Source organism: Telluria sp. ZT3P25 (assembly GCF_059685895.1).
In genome coordinates, this window is the sequence record NZ_JCASIJ010000001.1 from 3,456,672 (window position 1) to 3,472,360 (window position 15,689).

The window sequence follows — 15,689 nt, forward strand, 5'->3', positions numbered from 1 at the left end:
TAGCGCGATGCCGGATCGCCCGCTATAATGCTGCCTCCTTGGGTCGTTAGCTCAGCTGGTAGAGCAGCGGACTTTTAATCCGTTGGTCGCAGGTTCGAATCCCGCACGGCCTACCAAGAATTATCGAGAAGCCCACGAATTTCGGTTCGTGGGCTTTTTGCATTCTGGCTACGCTTTGCTCGCTTCGGAAAACGTCTGGCCTCGCCAAGTTCGAAGTGCCCGTCATGCCCTTCGCGTATGCGGCTTTGCATAAGCCTCTGTTCGCAGCGTTTCACAGATCCTGTCGCGTCTTCTTGCTATAGGCAAACAACAACTGTGCAAACATCCGCTAACAATAGCCCTTTGTGGTTGCCTGTGCGCGACCCAAATTGAATAAGCCATCCTCGGGCTATCGCATCTCTGCATCTAACTCCATTATCAAAATCCCGGTGATCGTCACCTATATAAAACCTGAGCTCAATGGGATAAAAACACCTTGCCGTGCCACTCAGCCGAAGAGAAGACTTAATTGATACGAAGGATTACTGGGCGTAGGTTTTAATACATCCTTGAGGACATTTATATTTCCAAATAAAAATATCACAAAATGTCACTGAGTCAGGTTGTGGATTGAACCACTCGCGTTGCTCATAGAATTCATTTATCAGAAGTTCGCAAGCAATTTGGAATACAGAGATACATAAAAGTTGCCGAAAGTTAATCGATGCGGTTTATCGAGAAAATTCCATTACTTTCCATGTTGATATTGAATAAAATCAGTTAAAATCCGGCGGATTCCATTTTGTAAAGACAGGCATGCCTAAATATTCCGTCGCCATCGCTCTGATCGTCTTGAGCCTTCCGTTGGTCGCTTGCAAACCCAAAGCGTCCTCGCTACCCCCAGATGCTCCAGCTACCACAGTAGCCTCCTCGCAAGACGCGGATGGTACGGCTGCCGCACCGGTTACCAAGGGCGCGCCAGCATCGCAGGCCCAATTCGATATTGAAAAAGTCCCGGTCAGCGATGGCGCGTTACCACCCTTCCCTTATCTGGAATACCCTTCTGGTCTCGGCGAAGGGGAGCGCTTTACGGACAAGGCAAATTTCGATTCGCTTCACGTGATAACCGGCAAACAACTTCGCAAAGTGGAAGGCCGTGTCGAGTCGCATCAGTTCTACCTGAACGCAACACAAATGAGCGAAACGGAAGCGCGGCGCAATTATGAAAACCTGATCGCGCAGATGGGTGGTGTGAAAGTTAACGATGTAACACCAGAGGGCCTGTCACCGGACTCGGTCGACGACATCATCGCAAATGCGAGAAAAACCCGAATTCCGGACGGCTCGTTGACATACGACGTTTATCTGGTTCGAAAGCCCGACCAACTGGTGTGGATCGTGCTCATGGCAAACAACAGCAGGGTCGTTACACGCGTAATCGCAGAACAGCCATTCAAGCAAACCATCTCCTTTGTCACGGCCGATGTAATGCAAAGCCAACTGGCTTCGGCCGGCCACGTCGCACTGTATATCAACTTCGATACGGACAAGGCCGCCATTCGGCCGGATGGTCGGCCGGCAGTGGACGAGATCACCAAACTTCTGGAGAAGGACCCTTCCCTCAAGCTGACCATCGAAGGCCATACGGATAATGTTGGCGATTCGGCGCACAACAAGGCCTTGTCGCAGCAGCGAGCAGACGCCGTGATGGGCTTACTCCTTGCCGGCGGGATTGTTAAAGACCGCCTGAATGCCGTGGGTCTGGGCGATGCCAAGCCGGTGGCTGATAACCAGGACGATACGGGTCGCGCCAAAAACCGACGCGTCGAACTGGTCAAGCGTACCTGATGCGTGGGCAGACCAACTGCCTTGTCTATTCCAGAAGCCGTTTATCAAAGGAACGACATGAAACACGGATTGAAACTCGCCGGCATGATCGCTGCCATCGCCCTGCATCTTCCAGCGCATGCCGATGAGAACTTGGACATGCTGAAGAAAGCGAATACCGATGGATGCATGAGTGTTATCCAGATAGACAAAGATGCGCCCAAGGATCCCAAGCTGGCGAAGCCTTATTGCACCTGTGTCTATGAGACCCACTTCAACAACTTCACCAATCCAGAACTTGACAGCATGTTTTGGGGTACGCCGGCGCCCCTGAACATGGACAAGAATGTGCAGATCCGCCTTCAGGCCGCCATCAAAGAATGCCGCAAGAAGATCGGTGCCTGATCGCCACAGTGTTTCGCCTCACTGGGATAAGTAATGTCGTCCCGTAATCTCAGGCGTCGTTTAGCGCCGTGCGCACGACCCGGATCATTCCCTGTCCGTTGAGGCTGGGCATGTCGATGTGCACTGGATTGCGTCACAGGATCGCTTTAGCACAGCCGTCATGCCGCTACGGCCATCGAAAGTCGTTACATCAGGTTGACGCTGGGATCGCACCCACATATTTTGGGCACCTTGATGACCGGCGCAGCTTTTCTTCCGCATTAACATCTCATATCGAGTGCTCGGCGTTGTAGCGGCAACTAAATGTCCCGGCATCTGCAACTATGTCCTTATCTGCAGCTGGCTAACCTGTCAGGCTAAACACTTCTAGTAAATCGCCCTGGCCTACTTTCCGAGATCGTCTCGAATTAAGCACCGAAGCAAATAAGCCAAGCGAATTGTTGCAGCGAACATCGCTCACACATGTCACCCAGCTCGTCGCGCACGTCCCCCACCCGCTGTCGCACAACGTCCACACCCACCACCTCCTGAACATCTCGAACTCAGCCTTTACTGCTAAAGTCTCGCATCTTTACAACCACCGCTCCCCCGTGAAAGCCATAACAAAACTCTTCGAACTCGGTTACGTGTTCATCGTCATCCTGTTCTTCGCCTGCGGCATCGGCCTTGTCGTGCTGGCTGGCGTCGAAATCTGGTCTGCCCTCAGCCCTTCCGCCGATACCGTTGCCCGCGAACGTTTCGACCTCATTCTCGAATGCATCGGCATGCTGACCATCGCCGTTGCCGCGCTCGGTCTTGGTCAAACCGTGCTGGAAGAAGAAATCCAGCGCGAAGCCAACATCAGCTCGCCTACCCGCGTGCGTCGCTTCCTGTCGCGCTTCCTGATCGTGGTCGTCGTGTCCCTGTCGGTCGAGTGCCTGATCGGGGTGTTCCAGTTTGTCCATGGCAGCCCGGAATACTTGCCACACGCTGCGTCGATCGGTATTGCCGCTGCCGCCCTGCTCGCCACTTGGGGCATGTTCGTCCGGATGAACGTCAGCGCCGAAGAACTCGAGCCGCACGCCATGCACGATGTGCAGGCCGAAGACAAGGTCATCGAAGGCGAAGATGTCTCGGAAGAAGGTGAGCAACATGCTGAAGAACAGGGCGAGGACTACCACGCTGACGTAGACAAAAAGAAAGAATGAGCGGAAGCACTTGGTAAATCTGCCAAGTGCCGCTATAATCTCGTCTTCTTCGGGTCGTTAGCTCAGCTGGTAGAGCAGCGGACTTTTAATCCGTTGGTCGCAGGTTCGAATCCCGCACGGCCTACCAAAGATTCATCGACAACGCCAACCTTCGGGTTGGCGTTGTCGTTTTCGTTGTCCTTTTACTGCGCGCCCCATGCCCCAGACCATCGCCAGCGCTGTCCACCACGAACTGATCATCAAGAAAAGCCGCTTCATCGCGTGCGTGCAGCCGATGGCTGACCGTGCTGGCGCGCAACAGGTCGTGGCGGCGCTGCGTGCGCAGCATCCTGGTGCGGCGCATGCGTGCTGGGCGTTGCTGGCCGGTGGCCAGTCGGCGGCGGTCGATGATGGCGAACCGAGTGGCACGGCCGGGCGGCCGATGTTCGATGTGCTGCGCCACCAGGATCTCGATGGCGTGCTGGCCACGGTGGTACGCTATTTCGGCGGCGTCAAGCTTGGCGCGGGCGGCCTCGTGCGAGCCTATACCGACAGCGTGGCGCAGGCGCTGCTCGGCGCGCCGAAGATCCCGATCATCAAGCTGCGCCAGTTGCGCTGCAGCGCGCCGTATGCGATGGAAGGGATGTTGCGGCGCGAGCTCGATGCGGCTGGCGCCACGCTCGACGAGGTGGCGCATGGCGACGACGTGCAGTTCACGTTCAGCCTGCCCGCCAGCGACGCCGCCGGCATCCGCGCTCGGCTGGGCGACGTGGGCCATGGCCGCATTGTGTGGCCGCCGGACGACGACGAGCCACTGCCCTCGTAACCAGGCCCATTCGGGCGCCCTATACCTGTCATCACGACTCGTGAGCGGACGTTTGGCCATGCAGCCGGTATAGTGACAGACCCAGCCGCAAATTCCTCCGTCGGCAGGGATCATTTTCCACCGCAGTACAACCACCTCCCCTGTGATCAAGAAAAGCCTACTTCCCCTCGCCCTTGGCGGCTTCGGCATTGGCATGACCGAATTCGTCATGATGGGCATCCTGCCCGATATTGCCCGTGGTCTGCAGATCACGATTCCACAAGCCGGCTACCTCATCACCGCCTATGCGCTCGGTGTGGTGGTCGGCGCACCGACCCTCGTCACCATTGTCGCCGGCCGGCCGCCACGCACCGTGCTGATCTGGTTCATGCTGATGTTTGCCGTATTCAATGCGATGTCGGCGTTCGCGCCGAACTTCGAAACGATGATGGCCTCGCGCTTTCTGGCCGGCTTGCCGCATGGCGCTTTCTTTGGCGTGGGCGCGGTCGTCGCCAGCCGCCTGGCCGAGCCGGGCAAGACGGCGGCGGCGATGGCCATGATGTTTACCGGCCTGACGCTGGCCAATGTGCTGGGCGTGCCGTTCGGCACCTGGATCGGCCATGCGTTCGACTGGCGCATGGTGTTCCTTATCGTGGCGGTCATTGGCTTACTCACCATGTGGAGCCTGTATCAGTGGGTGCCGCCGATCGAGCCAAGCAAACGTACGGGCCTGATGCAGGACCTGCGCATCTTCAGGCACCTGGATCTGTGGCTGGCCCTGGGCATCGTCTCGATCGGCACCGGCGGCTTCTTCGCGTGGTTCAGCTATATCGCGCCGCTGCTGACCGATGTCACGGGCTTCAGCACGGGTGCGCTGCCGCTGATCATGACGGCGGTCGGTGTCGGCATGACGGTCGGCGTGCAGTTTGGCGGCTATCTGGCCGACAAGTTCCATCCGCTGCCGGCCTTGCTGATCCTGATGGTGTCGATGGTGGTACTGCTGCTGTGCAATGGCCTGATGGCCGAGTCGAAGATCGCAATGGTGGTGCTGGCGTTCCTGACCGGCGCCAATGCGCTGGCCATCGGTCCGCCGGTCCAGGTGCTCCTGATCGAGCATTCGCGCGAAGCCGAGATGCTGGGCTCGTCACTGGGCCAGGCCGGTTTTAATGTCGGCAATGCGCTGGGCGCCTTGCTGGGCGGGATTCCGCTGACGCTGGGCTTTGCCTACACCGCGCCGCAGTGGGTTGCGGCTGCGATGGCGTTGTGCGGTGTGGTTCTGACGGCATTGATGCTGACACGTCGCCGCTGGAAAGCACGCGAATTGGCCCGGACGGTCGAGCGCATGCTGAGCGAAGCACAGCCGGTAACCTCGCCGCCGGCGTAACGACCAAATCGATTCAGGCGCAGGCTGCGCGCAGGCGGCGCCTGCGCGAGGCGCCAGCGCCGGCGACACCAACCGCGCCGGCCAGCATCAACGCCAGCGTGCCCGGCTCGGACACCTCGGTCGGCGGCATCTTCTTGACGAGCTCAAAGCCCGCCACGTCGACCGGCTTGAAGTAGTGGTTCGAGTTCACCTGGACGCTCGAGTTCCAGGTATCGGCAACCACCTGGCCATTGATCACACCCCAGCCGTTTTCGACGGTCGCATACGGCGCCAGCACGCTGCCGATGATGCCCCTGACGTTGACCGATTGGGCTTCATAGAAGTTGAACAGCACGTTGTAGCCGCTCAGTGGTTCAAAGCTGAGATTGCCGCCGTTGAACCCGCCCTGCTTGCCGCTGATATTGAAGATCAGCGTCTGGCCTGCGCTCAGTCCGCTCAGCATCCAGTTGTCCCCGCCGTTGAAAAAGTCAGCGTTGACATTGAACACGTCGACCCCGCCCTTGCCGCTGCCGGTGACCTGGTTGGCGCTGTACTGGCGCGTGACCGTGCCGGTCGATGCGACCAGGCTCAGGCCTGCGGCGATGTCCTTGAATTGCTTTGTTGCAGCGGCAAAATCGACCGGGCTAACGGTAGTGCCGGGGGTCTGCGCGGCACCCTTGAGCGTGGTCGTGCCGCCAGCATAGGTCTTGCCGTTGCTGATCGCGCCATTTTCCAGAAACAGATTGCCGCCTGCGGCCACTGCGTAGCCGCCATACGCGGCCTTGCCGTTCTGGTTGACTGCGTAACTGGCGATCGAGACACTGCCCCCGGAAACGATGGCGCCTTCGACGTCGCTTGAGTTGGCGGTGAAATTGCCAGCGGTGAAGACGTTTGCACCACCCATAATCGAACCGATATCGAGCACGCCGGCGTGCGCGCCGGTCGTTGCCAGTGCTGCGGCCAGCAATACGCCAAGCTTGATCACGTTAATTCCATGCAGAAATTGATAATGATTAATAGTATCATTACCAGAAGTGGTTCCACACAGCAAACGAATCAGACGAGCGCGACACCACCCATTGCGCGTGCGGTTTCAGCGGCTTCTTCCAGGATCTCGGCCAGCGTGACTTCATCGAAGACGAAGTCGATCGCGTTTTCACCATGCGGCGGCAACGGCTCACGTGGGGCATCGAGTGGCGATGGCACCGGGGCGTACTGGTTGGCCATCAGCAGCGTGTCAAGCAACGTGGCGGGCGGCATATTGAGCCAGCCGCCGCGCATGTCGGCGATGGCCTCGGACACGGCCGGTGGAATCGACAGCTTCTTCATCACCTCGGCGCTGACCACGTCCTCGCACAGCGCGCCCCAGTTGTCGGCATCGTCATCGAGCAGGCCAGGAAATTCGTCGGCCCGCGCCAGCAGATAGAAAGCGCCCACCTCGTGCACGATACCGGCGAACAGCGCGGTATCAGCGTTGACGCCAGTCACGCGCCGCGCCAGCGAATAGGCCAGCGCGGCCATGTGGGTCGTGTGCTCCCACAACTGTTCGGCCTTGGCACGCAGTTGCGGATCCTTGATGCGGTTGCCGAACTGGCGTACCACCAGGCTGGCAACGAGCGCCTGCAGGCGGCGGTAGCCGATGCGCGACACCGCAGTGCGGACATTGGTCACGGGCAGCGAACTACTACCGCCGCATGCCGCCGTGTTGGCCATGGCGACCGTGCGCGCAGCCAGTTGTGGTTCGGCCAGCACCAGCCTGATCGCCTCATCGATATGGCAATCGGGATTGTCGAGCGCCTGCTGCAGGCGCAGCACGGCATTCACGCTGGTAGGGAACGTAATTTCGCCGCGGACAGCTTGCGCGGCGATGTATCCGAATGCTTCGAGTTTATTCACCCGGAGATTATAGCGCCCGCCGTATGACCAGCCGGTGGCGTCGACGCCCCCCATGGCTAGCGCGTACTAACTGTGGCGTCAAGGCCACACGCACGCCGGATACAACAACGTCGTCCGCGGAACAGGTCCGGGGACGACGTCTTCATGACTGGCACGAGCCGCAGTGAGGTGCGGCCAGGCGCAGATCAGGAATTACTTGGCCTTGTTGGCGTCGCGTGCTGCGTCGCGGGTCGACTTGGCTTGCATTTCGCACTTGTCTTCTGCATCGCCTTTCAGGGCGTCGCATTTTTCGTCGGCCAGGTCGTATTCGGCTTCGATGACGTTACCGCGGGCTTTCATCACGTTGTTGCCGGTGTTGTCGAACTTCATCGCTGCATCGTGCTCGGCCTTTGCGCGCATCAGCTTGGCTTCATCTTCGCAGATGTCTTCTGCGTTGCCGCTCATGGCGTCGCACTTGTCTTTGGCGACCTTGTAGTCGGCCTTGGCCTTGTCCATTGCCGTTTTGTGCGCGGCCTTGTTGACGGTCTGGGCGGCTGCAGGTGCGATACCAACGGCGGCGAAGGCAGCGGCGGTGATCAAGGTGGCGATGAACGATTTCATGGTGAAGTCCCTTATTAGGTTGTTGGTGTAGCCATTAAACGTCATCCCCGTAAATCACTCTGTGCGACACCGTACACTTGCAAAAAAATCAATTAAGCAGCTGCGGTTGATAGCCTGATGCCTTCGTTGCAGCGTGTACACCGGCAGGCGCGCCGTCGTTCAGCCGGAAGATGCTCACCAGCTGCGCCAGACGCTGCGATTCATCCTCGAGCGTGGCCGCCGAGCCACTGGCCTGCTGCACCAGCGCCGCGTTCTGGCGCGTGGCTTCGTCGATCTGCGCAATGGCGCCATTGACCTGCTCGATGCCGGCGTTCTGCTCGACCGTTGCATGGCTGATCTCGGCCATGATATCGGTCACGCGTTTGACGCCCGTGACGATTTCGCCCATGGTCTCGCCAGCGCGGTCGACCAACACGGCGCCAGCGTCCACACGTTCGACCGAGCTGCCGATCAGCACCTTGATTTCCTTCGCCGCTGCAGCCGAGCGCTGCGCCAGATTGCGCACCTCGGTGGCGACCACGGCAAAGCCACGGCCCTGCTCGCCCGCACGCGCCGCTTCGACGGCGGCATTGAGCGCCAGAATATTCGTCTGGAACGCGATGCCATCGATGACGCCGATGATATCCACGATCTTTTTCGACGATTCATTGATCGACGCCATCGTGTCGACTACTTGTGCGACCACCTCGCCACCGCGTAGCGCCACGGCCGATGCCGACTCGGCAAGGCTGTTGGCCTGGCGTGCATTCTCGGCGTTCTGGCGCACGATGCCGGTCAGCTGGGTGACCGACGTGGCGGTGGCGTGCAGCGTGCCGGTCTGGCGTTCGGTGCGGCTGGACAGGTCGCGGTTGCCGTCGGCGATTTCGGTGGACACGGCGCTGATTGCCAGGGTGCCGTTGCGTACTTGCGACACGATGCGGACCAGGCTGTCGCGCATGCCCTGCATCGCAAACAGCAGGCTCGTGTTGTCGCCTGGGCGGGTGACGATCGCCACGCCCAGGTCGCCACCGGCGATGGCCGAGGCGATCGATGCCGCGTAATCCGGCTGGCCGCCCAGTTGGCGCAGCAGGCCACGGGCCGTGTACCAGGCCGCCAGCGAACCGGCGGCAATCGCGCCCAGGCACAGCAGCGCCATCCAGCCGACAAACCCTTTGGCCATCGCGCGTGCATCGGCGGCCGCCTCGTTATTCAGTTTTTCTTCAAGGTCGATCAGACGGTTGATGCTGGCGAGCCAACCGGTAAATGCCGGTGCGGCCGATTGCGACAGCAGCGCGGCGGCGTCGGCGCCCTGGCCGGCGGCGTGCAGCGCGACCACGCGCTCGATCAGCGGCTTGGTGAGGCTTTCCTGCGCCTTGATGGCCGCCAGCGCGTCCTTCTCTTCGGGGAGCATGTCGGTGCGCTCGGCAAACAGAGCGTCCAGCGGGCCGGCCGAACGCGCGTAGTTGTCGTCCAGCGTCTTGATCAGCGCGATGGGGATCGCGGCGCCGGCCGGGTCGGCCGCCAGCACCACATCACGCAAGGCGATCGCGCGGTCGTGCACGCTGCCGCGGAAATTGATCGCGTAGCGTTGTTTGACGCTGTTCACGTCATTGATGTAATTCAGGACATTTTCGATGCGCCCCACGCGGCTTGCACCCAGCGCCACCAGGACGATCATCAGCAAAAAGACGACGCCATAGCCGAAAGCCAGCCGGGCGCCGATCGTGAGGTTCTTGTTTTTCATGGGAGGGGTCGAGATCAGTGGGTCGCAAAGAAAACTTTCTGTTTTCTTTCAGCGTGCGCAAATATATCACCCGATATTGCCCATTGGAATCAAATCTGAATCGTGTGCACCTCGTGTGCACCATTACGCAACACTTGCCCGTGGTCGGTCGTGACAACCACGGGTCGTCACGTCTCAGCGCACGGTGGCCAGTGCCGCGCCCTGCTCCCAGCCACCACCCAGGGCACGTGCCACCGCCACCGTTGCCAGCAGGCGCTGGGTGCGGATCTGCGCCGCAGCGCGATCCGCTGCCAGCGTGCTGCGCTGGGCATCGGTTACATCCAGATAGGTCGAGACGCCGCGGTCGTAGCGTGCCTGCGCCACCAGCAGCGCGCGCGCCGCCGCCTGCTGCGATTGCGCCTGCACATCGCCCTGCTTCGAGCGCTGCTCGACGTCCGACAGCGCATCTTCCACTTCGCGCAGCGCCGTCAGCAGGCGCGTGTCGTGGTTCGCGCGCGCCTCGTCGTAGCGCGCCTGCGCCAGCGCCAGGTTGGCGCGGTTGCGGCCACCGTCGAAGATCGGCAGCGACAGGGCCAGCGGCCCGGCCGAGAACTGGCGTGCACCGCCGCTGGTCAGGTCGTTCAGGCTTTGCGACGCATAGCCGAAATTGCCCGTCAGCGACAGCGCCGGATAAAACGCGCCCTCGGCCACGCCGATCTGTGCATTGGCCGCCTTCAGCTGCGCCACACTGGCCGCCAGGTCGGGGCGCTGGCCCACGAGGCTGGCCGGCAGCCCCACTGGAATCGATGGCGGCTGCGGCAGCGCGCCCGCCGCCGTCTCGGGCAGCAGCGGCGCAGTGGGCGAGGCGCCCACCAGCGTGGCCAGAGCGTGTTCGACCAGATTGCGCTGACGCTGGACTTCGTGCAGGTCGGCTTCGGCGTTGGCGCGCTCGATGCGGGTGCGCGACACATCGAGCTCGTTCGACAGCCCGGCATTGAAGCGCGCTTCGATCAGATCCTGCGATTCGCGTCGCGTGGCCAGTGCGTCGCGCAGGATTGCCATCTCGGCGTCCAGCCCGCGCAACTGCCAGTAGTTCGACGCCACCTGACCGGAGAGCATCAGCAGCACGCCATCGCGGTCGATCTGCGCGGCCAGTGCCTGCGCGTCGCTGGCTTCAACGATGCGGCGCACGCGGCCCCACAGGTCGAGCTCATACGAGAACGATGCAGCCACGCTGTAGTTGTTGCCTTCGATCGAGCGGCCACCGAGGGCCAGGCCCTGCGACGTCTCGCTCGATGTGCGGGCATTCGACACGCCCGCGCCCACCGACACCGACGGCAGCTGCCCGGCGCGCACGACGCCCAGCTGGGCCTGCGCCTGCAGCAGGCGCTGGGCTGCGGCTTCGACGCCCGGGTTGTCGCGCAAGGCGCGCGCCTCCAGCGTATCGAGCGTCGCGTCGCCAAACACCTGCCACCAGGTGGCCGGCAGGCGCGCGCCGTTCGTGCCAGCGTCGACGTGGCGGAACGCCGCATCGGCGGGCGCCGGCGGCGCCTTGAAATCCGGGCCCAGCGTGGTGCAGCCAGCGAACAGGGTGCTGATGGCGATCGCAAGGACGCCGTTAAATACAGGCTTGAACATGGTTATTCTCTTCAATTGAATGCGGGTTCAGTGGCCACCACCGCCGGGCGACTTGACCTTGTCGGCCATCCAGATCGCTGCGATGCAGCCGATCAGAATGATGCCGATGATCCAGAAGCCGTCGTTGTAGGCCATCACATACGATTCACGCCGCACGAGGCGGTCGACCACGCCCAGCGCCTGGTTGGCCGCAGCCGCCGGATCGATACCCTTGGCGATGAAGGCCTGGGTCAGCATGTCGAGCCGCTCCTGCGTGGCCGGCGCATAGGTCGAGACAGCCTCACCCAGGCGCGCCGAGTGAAAGTGTTCGCGGTTGGTGAGCGTGGTGGCCAGTAGTGCGATGCCGACCGAGCCACCCAGATTGCGCGTCATGTTGAACAGGCTCGAGGCCGAGCCCATCTCGCGCGGCGGCAGGCCGGACATGGCGAAGTTCGACAGCGTCAGCATCACGAACGGCTGGCCGATGGCGCGCACGACCTGCGTCCACATCAGCTGGTCGTAGCCGGTGGTCGCATCCATGTACGAATTCATGATGCACGAGATGCCAAACATGAACAGGCCAAAGCTGCACAGGATGCGATTGTCCACCTTGGAGGACAGCTTGGCCGCGAACGGCATCACCAGCAGTTGCGGCAGGCCGACCCAGGCGATCACTTCGCCGATCTGCATCGGCGTGTAGCCGGCGATCTGGCCCAGGTACAGCGGCAGCAGATAGGCCGAGCCATACAGGCCCATGCCGATCACCGCCGACAGCGTGGTCGCCACCAGGAAGTTACGCTGGCCATACAGCGCCAGGTTCACGAACGGATCGGGCCGCGTAAAACTCAGCGCGATCCAGCCCAGGATGCCCGTCAGCGAGAGCGCGGCGAAGGTCACGATGAAGCTGGAATCGAACCAGTCCTTCGAGTTGCCTTCTTCGAGGAAGATCGTGAGGCACGCCAGGCCCATGGCCATCAGCCCGATGCCGAGCCAGTCGGCCTTGATCAGCGTGCGGACGTTGGACTTCTCGGCATCCATTCCCCACATCATGCCGGCGATGAGCAGCACGCCCGGCACCCAGTTGATGTAGAAGACCGACGGCCAGCCATACAGCTCGGTGAGGTACCCGCCCAGCGTCGGGCCCATGGCCGGCGCGAGCGTTGCGGTCAGGCCGAAAATGGCCATGCCGGTGGCGCGCTTGGAGGGCGGCAGGCGCGTCATCACGAGCATCATCGCCATCGGAATCAGGGCGCCGCCGGTAAAGCCCTGCAGCATGCGAAACACGATCATGCTGTCCAGGCTCCAGGCCGCGCCACACAGCGTCGAGAACACGAGGAACAGCGCGGTCGTGCCCATCATGTAGTTGCGCAACCCGAAGGCGCGCGTAAACAGCGCCGTCATCGGGATCACGACGATCTCGGCGCACAGGTAGGCGGTGGATATCCACGAGCCTTCTTCCTGCGTGGCCGACAGCGTGCCGAGGATGTCGCGCAGCGACGAATTGGTGATCTGGATGTCGAGCACCGCCATGAAGGCGCCCAGCATGCCGGCGGCGATCGCGACCCAGGTGCGCATGTCCACTGCAGCGCCATTCGCGGGCGCGCCCGGCATGCCGCTGCCCATCGCGCCCGACGGGGCTGATTTGCTCAAGCTGGTCATGGTGTGCTTAGCGCGCGGCTGCGGTCTGCGTCGGTTTCACGTCCTGGTTCAGCCTGACCTCGGCCACCACTGACATGCCCGGCACCAGGCGGCCCGCGTACTTCTTGACGTCCTGCGGATCGAGCGTGATCTTGACCGGCACGCGCTGGACGATCTTGGTGAAGTTGCCGGTCGCGTTATCAGCCGGCAGCAATGCGAACTGGTTGCCCGACGCTGGCGAGAAGCTGTCCACGCGGCCGACCAGGTGATGGTCGGGCAGCGCATCGACTTCCAGGCTCACGGCCTGGCCCGGCGTGAGACCGCCCAGCTGCGTTTCCTTGAAGTTGGCGACGACCCAGACGTTGTCTTCGACCACGGCCAGCATGGCCTGCCCCGGCTGCACGCGTGCGCCGACTTCGACGCTGCGCCGGCCGATGCGGCCCGCTACCGGCGCCACGATGCTGTTGTAGGCCAGCTGCTGGCGCGCGTCTTTCAGCTGCGCCTGCAGCACCTTGATTTCGGCCTTGAGCACATCGCGGCCCGCTTCGGCGGCGCCGATCTGTGCCTGCGCGGCGGCGGCATTGTCGCGGCGCGCGGCCACGTCGGCCACGGCGCCGGCGCGTGCTGCGCTCGACGCATCGACTTCGGATTTCGACACGGCCTTCATCGTGTCGTTGTACAGCTGGCCGAAACGCTCGGCGTCCTGGCGGGCGCGCAGCAACTGGGCTTCGGCCTGGCGCACCTGGGCGCCGGCGGCGCCGGCCTGGGCGCGCACCTGCAGCAGCTGCGCGTCGGACTGCTTGACCTGCTGCTCCATGCTGGCGATCTGCGCCTGGATCTGCTCGACGCGCACGGACTGATCAGCCGGATCGAGCAGCGCCAGCACATCGCCCGCCTTGACCATCTGGTTGTCTTCGACCAGCACTTTCGTGACCACGCCGGCCACGCGCGACGAGACCTGGTGCATGCGCCCGGTGACATAGGCGTTTTCAGTTTCCACGAAATGGCTGCTGCGATACCACATGCGCCCGCCGGCGCCGATGGCCAGCAGTGCAATCACGCCGACCACGACCAGAACGCGCTTGTTGGGCGGCTTCTTGGCGGCGGGAGCGTCCGCCCGAGGTTGCGCTGCGCTCGCCTGCCCTGCCTTGATGTCGTTCTCTGCCATGGTGCTGCTCCGAAATGAAATGAAATGGATTCGTCGCATTATTCGTCATCAATACAACGAAGTCAAGAAATGAAACGGTTGCATTTCATTTTATTTTGCTCTAGAGTCCAGCGTATGAACACAGCATCGACATGCACCAAATCCGCCGGGCGTCCCAAGGCAGCCGATATCGAAACACGTAACCAGGAACTGATCGAGGCCGCTGGCCGCCTGTTCCTGAAAAACGGCTACACGCGCACCAGCCTGGAGTCGATCGCGCGCGAAGCGCGGGTGGCAGTGCGTACCATCTATGTGAAGTTTGGCGGCAAGGCCGGCTTGCTCAAGGCCGTGCTCGCCTCGCGGCGCGAGCGCCTGTTTGCCAAGCGCAATATGGACGTCGATCCACGCCCGCTGCGCACGATCCTCGATGAGTTCGCGCGCGATTTCTACGCCCTGCTGGTCGAACCCGACGCCCTTGCACTGCAGCGCGTGGTGATCGCCGAGGCAGGCACCAATCCCGAACTGGCGGAAGCGTTTTATGAAGGCGGGCCGCGCATGACGCGCGAGATGCTGGCGCGCTTTTTCGCGCGCCCCGATATACGCGTGCAGCTGCGCGACGACGTGCCGTCGTCCATTATCGTGACGCACCTGATCGGCTGCATCAACGGCGACCCGGTCGGGCGCTTTCTGTTCCCGGATGCCGAGCCGTCGGGCGAGGAAGCGCGGCGCTACCTGGCGGTGCGGATGGAACTGTTCTACAGCAGCGTGCTCAAACCTGGCTGAACTTTCACCATATAGCCTGGTGGAAAGTTCGGTGTGCCATCGTACCGACTGTTACCATTAAACTGTGTCATTATGTAAATGTTCACAACAGGTGTCGTGAATTCAAATAAGAGCGGTGTGACCGCGAGGAGGAAACATGAGCAAGTCGTCCAGATATGAATGGCGTGATCAGGCAGCTGCCCTGCAAGAGCGCATGAAGAGTTTTATCGAAAATCCGGGCGATGACCAGCTGGAAGCGGTCATCGCTGACATGCGTACCTACGCAGCAGCCGCCAAGAACGGCGCAATCGATATTCCGGAGCGTTTCGTCAGCTTCGCCTGAAGCCTGCGATGCGTCTCCATCCATGCCGCCCGGTGCAAACCTGGCGGCATTTTTTTTTGTGGGATGCCGTCAGACAGCCGACAGCGGAACCGGCCGGCCCTGCTCTTCGACCTCGTGGACGCGGGTCAGGAAGTGCATCTTGTGTGGCGCCCGGTGACGTTCGTGGAGTACACGCGTGACCACCTCGACGCGGCGCGGCCGCAGGGCAAGCTGGCATGGATCGGTGACCCCGCCGCCGCCCGGTATGGCATCGGCCAGTTGCTGCGCCAGCGGCTGGGCCACGATGCCGGTGATGACGGTGACTGTGCCATGAATCGTGGTGTGGAGTTCGAATGCGTGCGATTGCGGCAGCACGTAGATGGTCCCGATGTAGTCGTTACTGTACTCGTCCATATGCCCTCCGGCATGTTGCGAGAAAGGCAGCAACACTGCTGCCGCC

At 61.7% G+C, this 15,689-nt stretch carries 15 protein-coding genes and 2 tRNA genes; 9 read left to right on the forward strand and 8 right to left on the reverse strand.

The features are described from left to right. The first annotated feature begins 40 nt into the window (after nt 1-40). From AC56LY_RS15365 to AC56LY_RS15395, 7 genes are all read left to right on the forward strand, one after another. Nucleotides 41-116 (forward strand) — tRNA-Lys (locus AC56LY_RS15365). A gap of 679 nt (nt 117-795) precedes the next feature. After that, the gene (locus AC56LY_RS15370; RefSeq protein WP_499580880.1) at nt 796-1,827 is read left to right on the forward strand and encodes an OmpA family protein; all 1,032 of its coding nucleotides are present in this window, start codon (nt 796-798) and stop codon (nt 1,825-1,827) included. A gap of 57 nt (nt 1,828-1,884) precedes the next feature. After that, a complete protein-coding gene (locus AC56LY_RS15375; protein WP_499580882.1) occupies nt 1,885-2,211 on the forward strand; it encodes a hypothetical protein in 327 nt (108 codons plus the stop codon). A 440-nt stretch (nt 2,212-2,651) separates the two neighbouring features. Continuing rightward, nucleotides 2,652-3,398: a hypothetical protein gene (locus AC56LY_RS15380; protein WP_499580884.1), complete on the forward strand. Its 747-nt coding sequence runs from the start codon at nt 2,652-2,654 to the stop codon at nt 3,396-3,398. Nucleotides 3,399-3,449: 51 nt separating this feature from the next. Further along, nucleotides 3,450-3,525 (forward strand) — tRNA-Lys (locus AC56LY_RS15385). A 69-nt stretch (nt 3,526-3,594) separates the two neighbouring features. Next, nucleotides 3,595-4,203, forward strand: coding sequence for an IMPACT family protein (locus AC56LY_RS15390; protein ID WP_499580886.1), 609 nt, complete (start codon nt 3,595-3,597; stop codon nt 4,201-4,203). A 142-nt stretch (nt 4,204-4,345) separates the two neighbouring features. Then, nucleotides 4,346-5,566, forward strand: a complete 1,221-nt coding sequence (locus AC56LY_RS15395) for an MFS transporter (protein WP_499580888.1) — start codon at nt 4,346-4,348, stop codon at nt 5,564-5,566. A 13-nt stretch (nt 5,567-5,579) separates the two neighbouring features. Here AC56LY_RS15395 and AC56LY_RS15400 read toward each other — a convergent pair whose 3' ends face one another. The 7 genes from AC56LY_RS15400 to AC56LY_RS15430 all read right to left on the reverse strand — a co-directional run bounded on the left by AC56LY_RS15400 (nt 5,580) and on the right by AC56LY_RS15430 (nt 14,166). Continuing rightward, nucleotides 5,580-6,530, reverse strand: a complete 951-nt coding sequence (locus tag AC56LY_RS15400) for a choice-of-anchor A family protein (protein WP_499580890.1) — start codon at nt 6,528-6,530, stop codon at nt 5,580-5,582. A 71-nt stretch (nt 6,531-6,601) separates the two neighbouring features. Further along, entirely contained in the window at nt 6,602-7,495 is an 894-nt protein-coding gene (locus tag AC56LY_RS15405; protein WP_499580891.1) for an HDOD domain-containing protein, read from the reverse strand. 138 nt (nt 7,496-7,633) lie between these two features. Continuing rightward, nucleotides 7,634-8,041, reverse strand: a complete 408-nt coding sequence (locus tag AC56LY_RS15410; RefSeq protein ID WP_258835449.1) for a cell envelope biogenesis protein TolA — start codon at nt 8,039-8,041, stop codon at nt 7,634-7,636. A gap of 88 nt (nt 8,042-8,129) precedes the next feature. After that, complete coding sequence (locus tag AC56LY_RS15415; RefSeq protein ID WP_499580893.1) at nt 8,130-9,764, reverse strand: methyl-accepting chemotaxis protein; 1,635 nt, start codon at nt 9,762-9,764, stop codon at nt 8,130-8,132. Nucleotides 9,765-9,938: 174 nt separating this feature from the next. Then, entirely contained in the window at nt 9,939-11,381 is a 1,443-nt protein-coding gene (locus AC56LY_RS15420; protein ID WP_499580895.1) for an efflux transporter outer membrane subunit, read from the reverse strand. 27 nt (nt 11,382-11,408) lie between these two features. Further along, nucleotides 11,409-13,019 carry a DHA2 family efflux MFS transporter permease subunit gene (locus tag AC56LY_RS15425; RefSeq protein ID WP_499580897.1) on the reverse strand — a complete coding sequence of 537 codons (1,611 nt, stop codon included), beginning with the start codon at nt 13,017-13,019 and terminating at the stop codon, nt 11,409-11,411. A 7-nt stretch (nt 13,020-13,026) separates the two neighbouring features. After that, entirely contained in the window at nt 13,027-14,166 is a 1,140-nt protein-coding gene (locus AC56LY_RS15430) for an HlyD family secretion protein (RefSeq protein ID WP_499580899.1), read from the reverse strand. 114 nt (nt 14,167-14,280) lie between these two features. Here AC56LY_RS15430 and AC56LY_RS15435 point away from each other — a divergent pair, with 114 nt between their 5' ends. After that, entirely contained in the window at nt 14,281-14,928 is a 648-nt protein-coding gene (locus AC56LY_RS15435; protein ID WP_499580900.1) for a TetR/AcrR family transcriptional regulator, read from the forward strand. A gap of 136 nt (nt 14,929-15,064) precedes the next feature. Then, a complete protein-coding gene (locus tag AC56LY_RS15440; RefSeq protein WP_183555857.1) occupies nt 15,065-15,250 on the forward strand; it encodes a hypothetical protein in 186 nt (61 codons plus the stop codon). Between the two features lie 69 nt (nt 15,251-15,319). On the opposite strand, the gene AC56LY_RS15445 is transcribed toward AC56LY_RS15440, so the two are convergent. Next, complete coding sequence (locus tag AC56LY_RS15445) at nt 15,320-15,643, reverse strand: hypothetical protein (protein WP_499580901.1); 324 nt, start codon at nt 15,641-15,643, stop codon at nt 15,320-15,322. Between the last annotated feature and the right edge of the window lie 46 nt (nt 15,644-15,689).

Bases quoted from the DNA above. Each gene is read 5' to 3' on its own strand.
- AC56LY_RS15370 (WP_499580880.1), top strand. From the start codon at position 796: ATGCCTAAATATTCCGTCGCCATCGCTCTGATCGTCTTGAGCCTTCCG.
- AC56LY_RS15375 (WP_499580882.1), top strand. From the start codon at position 1,885: ATGAAACACGGATTGAAACTCGCCGGCATGATCGCTGCCATCGCCCTG.
- AC56LY_RS15390 (WP_499580886.1), top strand. From the start codon at position 3,595: ATGCCCCAGACCATCGCCAGCGCTGTCCACCACGAACTGATCATCAAG.
- AC56LY_RS15405 (WP_499580891.1), bottom strand. From the start codon at position 7,495: ATGGGGGGCGTCGACGCCACCGGCTGGTCATACGGCGGGCGCTATAAT.
- AC56LY_RS15410 (WP_258835449.1), bottom strand. From the start codon at position 8,041: ATGAAATCGTTCATCGCCACCTTGATCACCGCCGCTGCCTTCGCCGCC.
- AC56LY_RS15415 (WP_499580893.1), bottom strand. From the start codon at position 9,764: ATGAAAAACAAGAACCTCACGATCGGCGCCCGGCTGGCTTTCGGCTAT.
- AC56LY_RS15420 (WP_499580895.1), bottom strand. From the start codon at position 11,381: ATGTTCAAGCCTGTATTTAACGGCGTCCTTGCGATCGCCATCAGCACC.
- AC56LY_RS15425 (WP_499580897.1), bottom strand. From the start codon at position 13,019: ATGACCAGCTTGAGCAAATCAGCCCCGTCGGGCGCGATGGGCAGCGGC.
- AC56LY_RS15430 (WP_499580899.1), bottom strand. From the start codon at position 14,166: ATGGCAGAGAACGACATCAAGGCAGGGCAGGCGAGCGCAGCGCAACCT.
- AC56LY_RS15435 (WP_499580900.1), top strand. From the start codon at position 14,281: ATGAACACAGCATCGACATGCACCAAATCCGCCGGGCGTCCCAAGGCA.
- AC56LY_RS15440 (WP_183555857.1), top strand. From the start codon at position 15,065: ATGAGCAAGTCGTCCAGATATGAATGGCGTGATCAGGCAGCTGCCCTG.
- AC56LY_RS15445 (WP_499580901.1), bottom strand. From the start codon at position 15,643: ATGGACGAGTACAGTAACGACTACATCGGGACCATCTACGTGCTGCCG.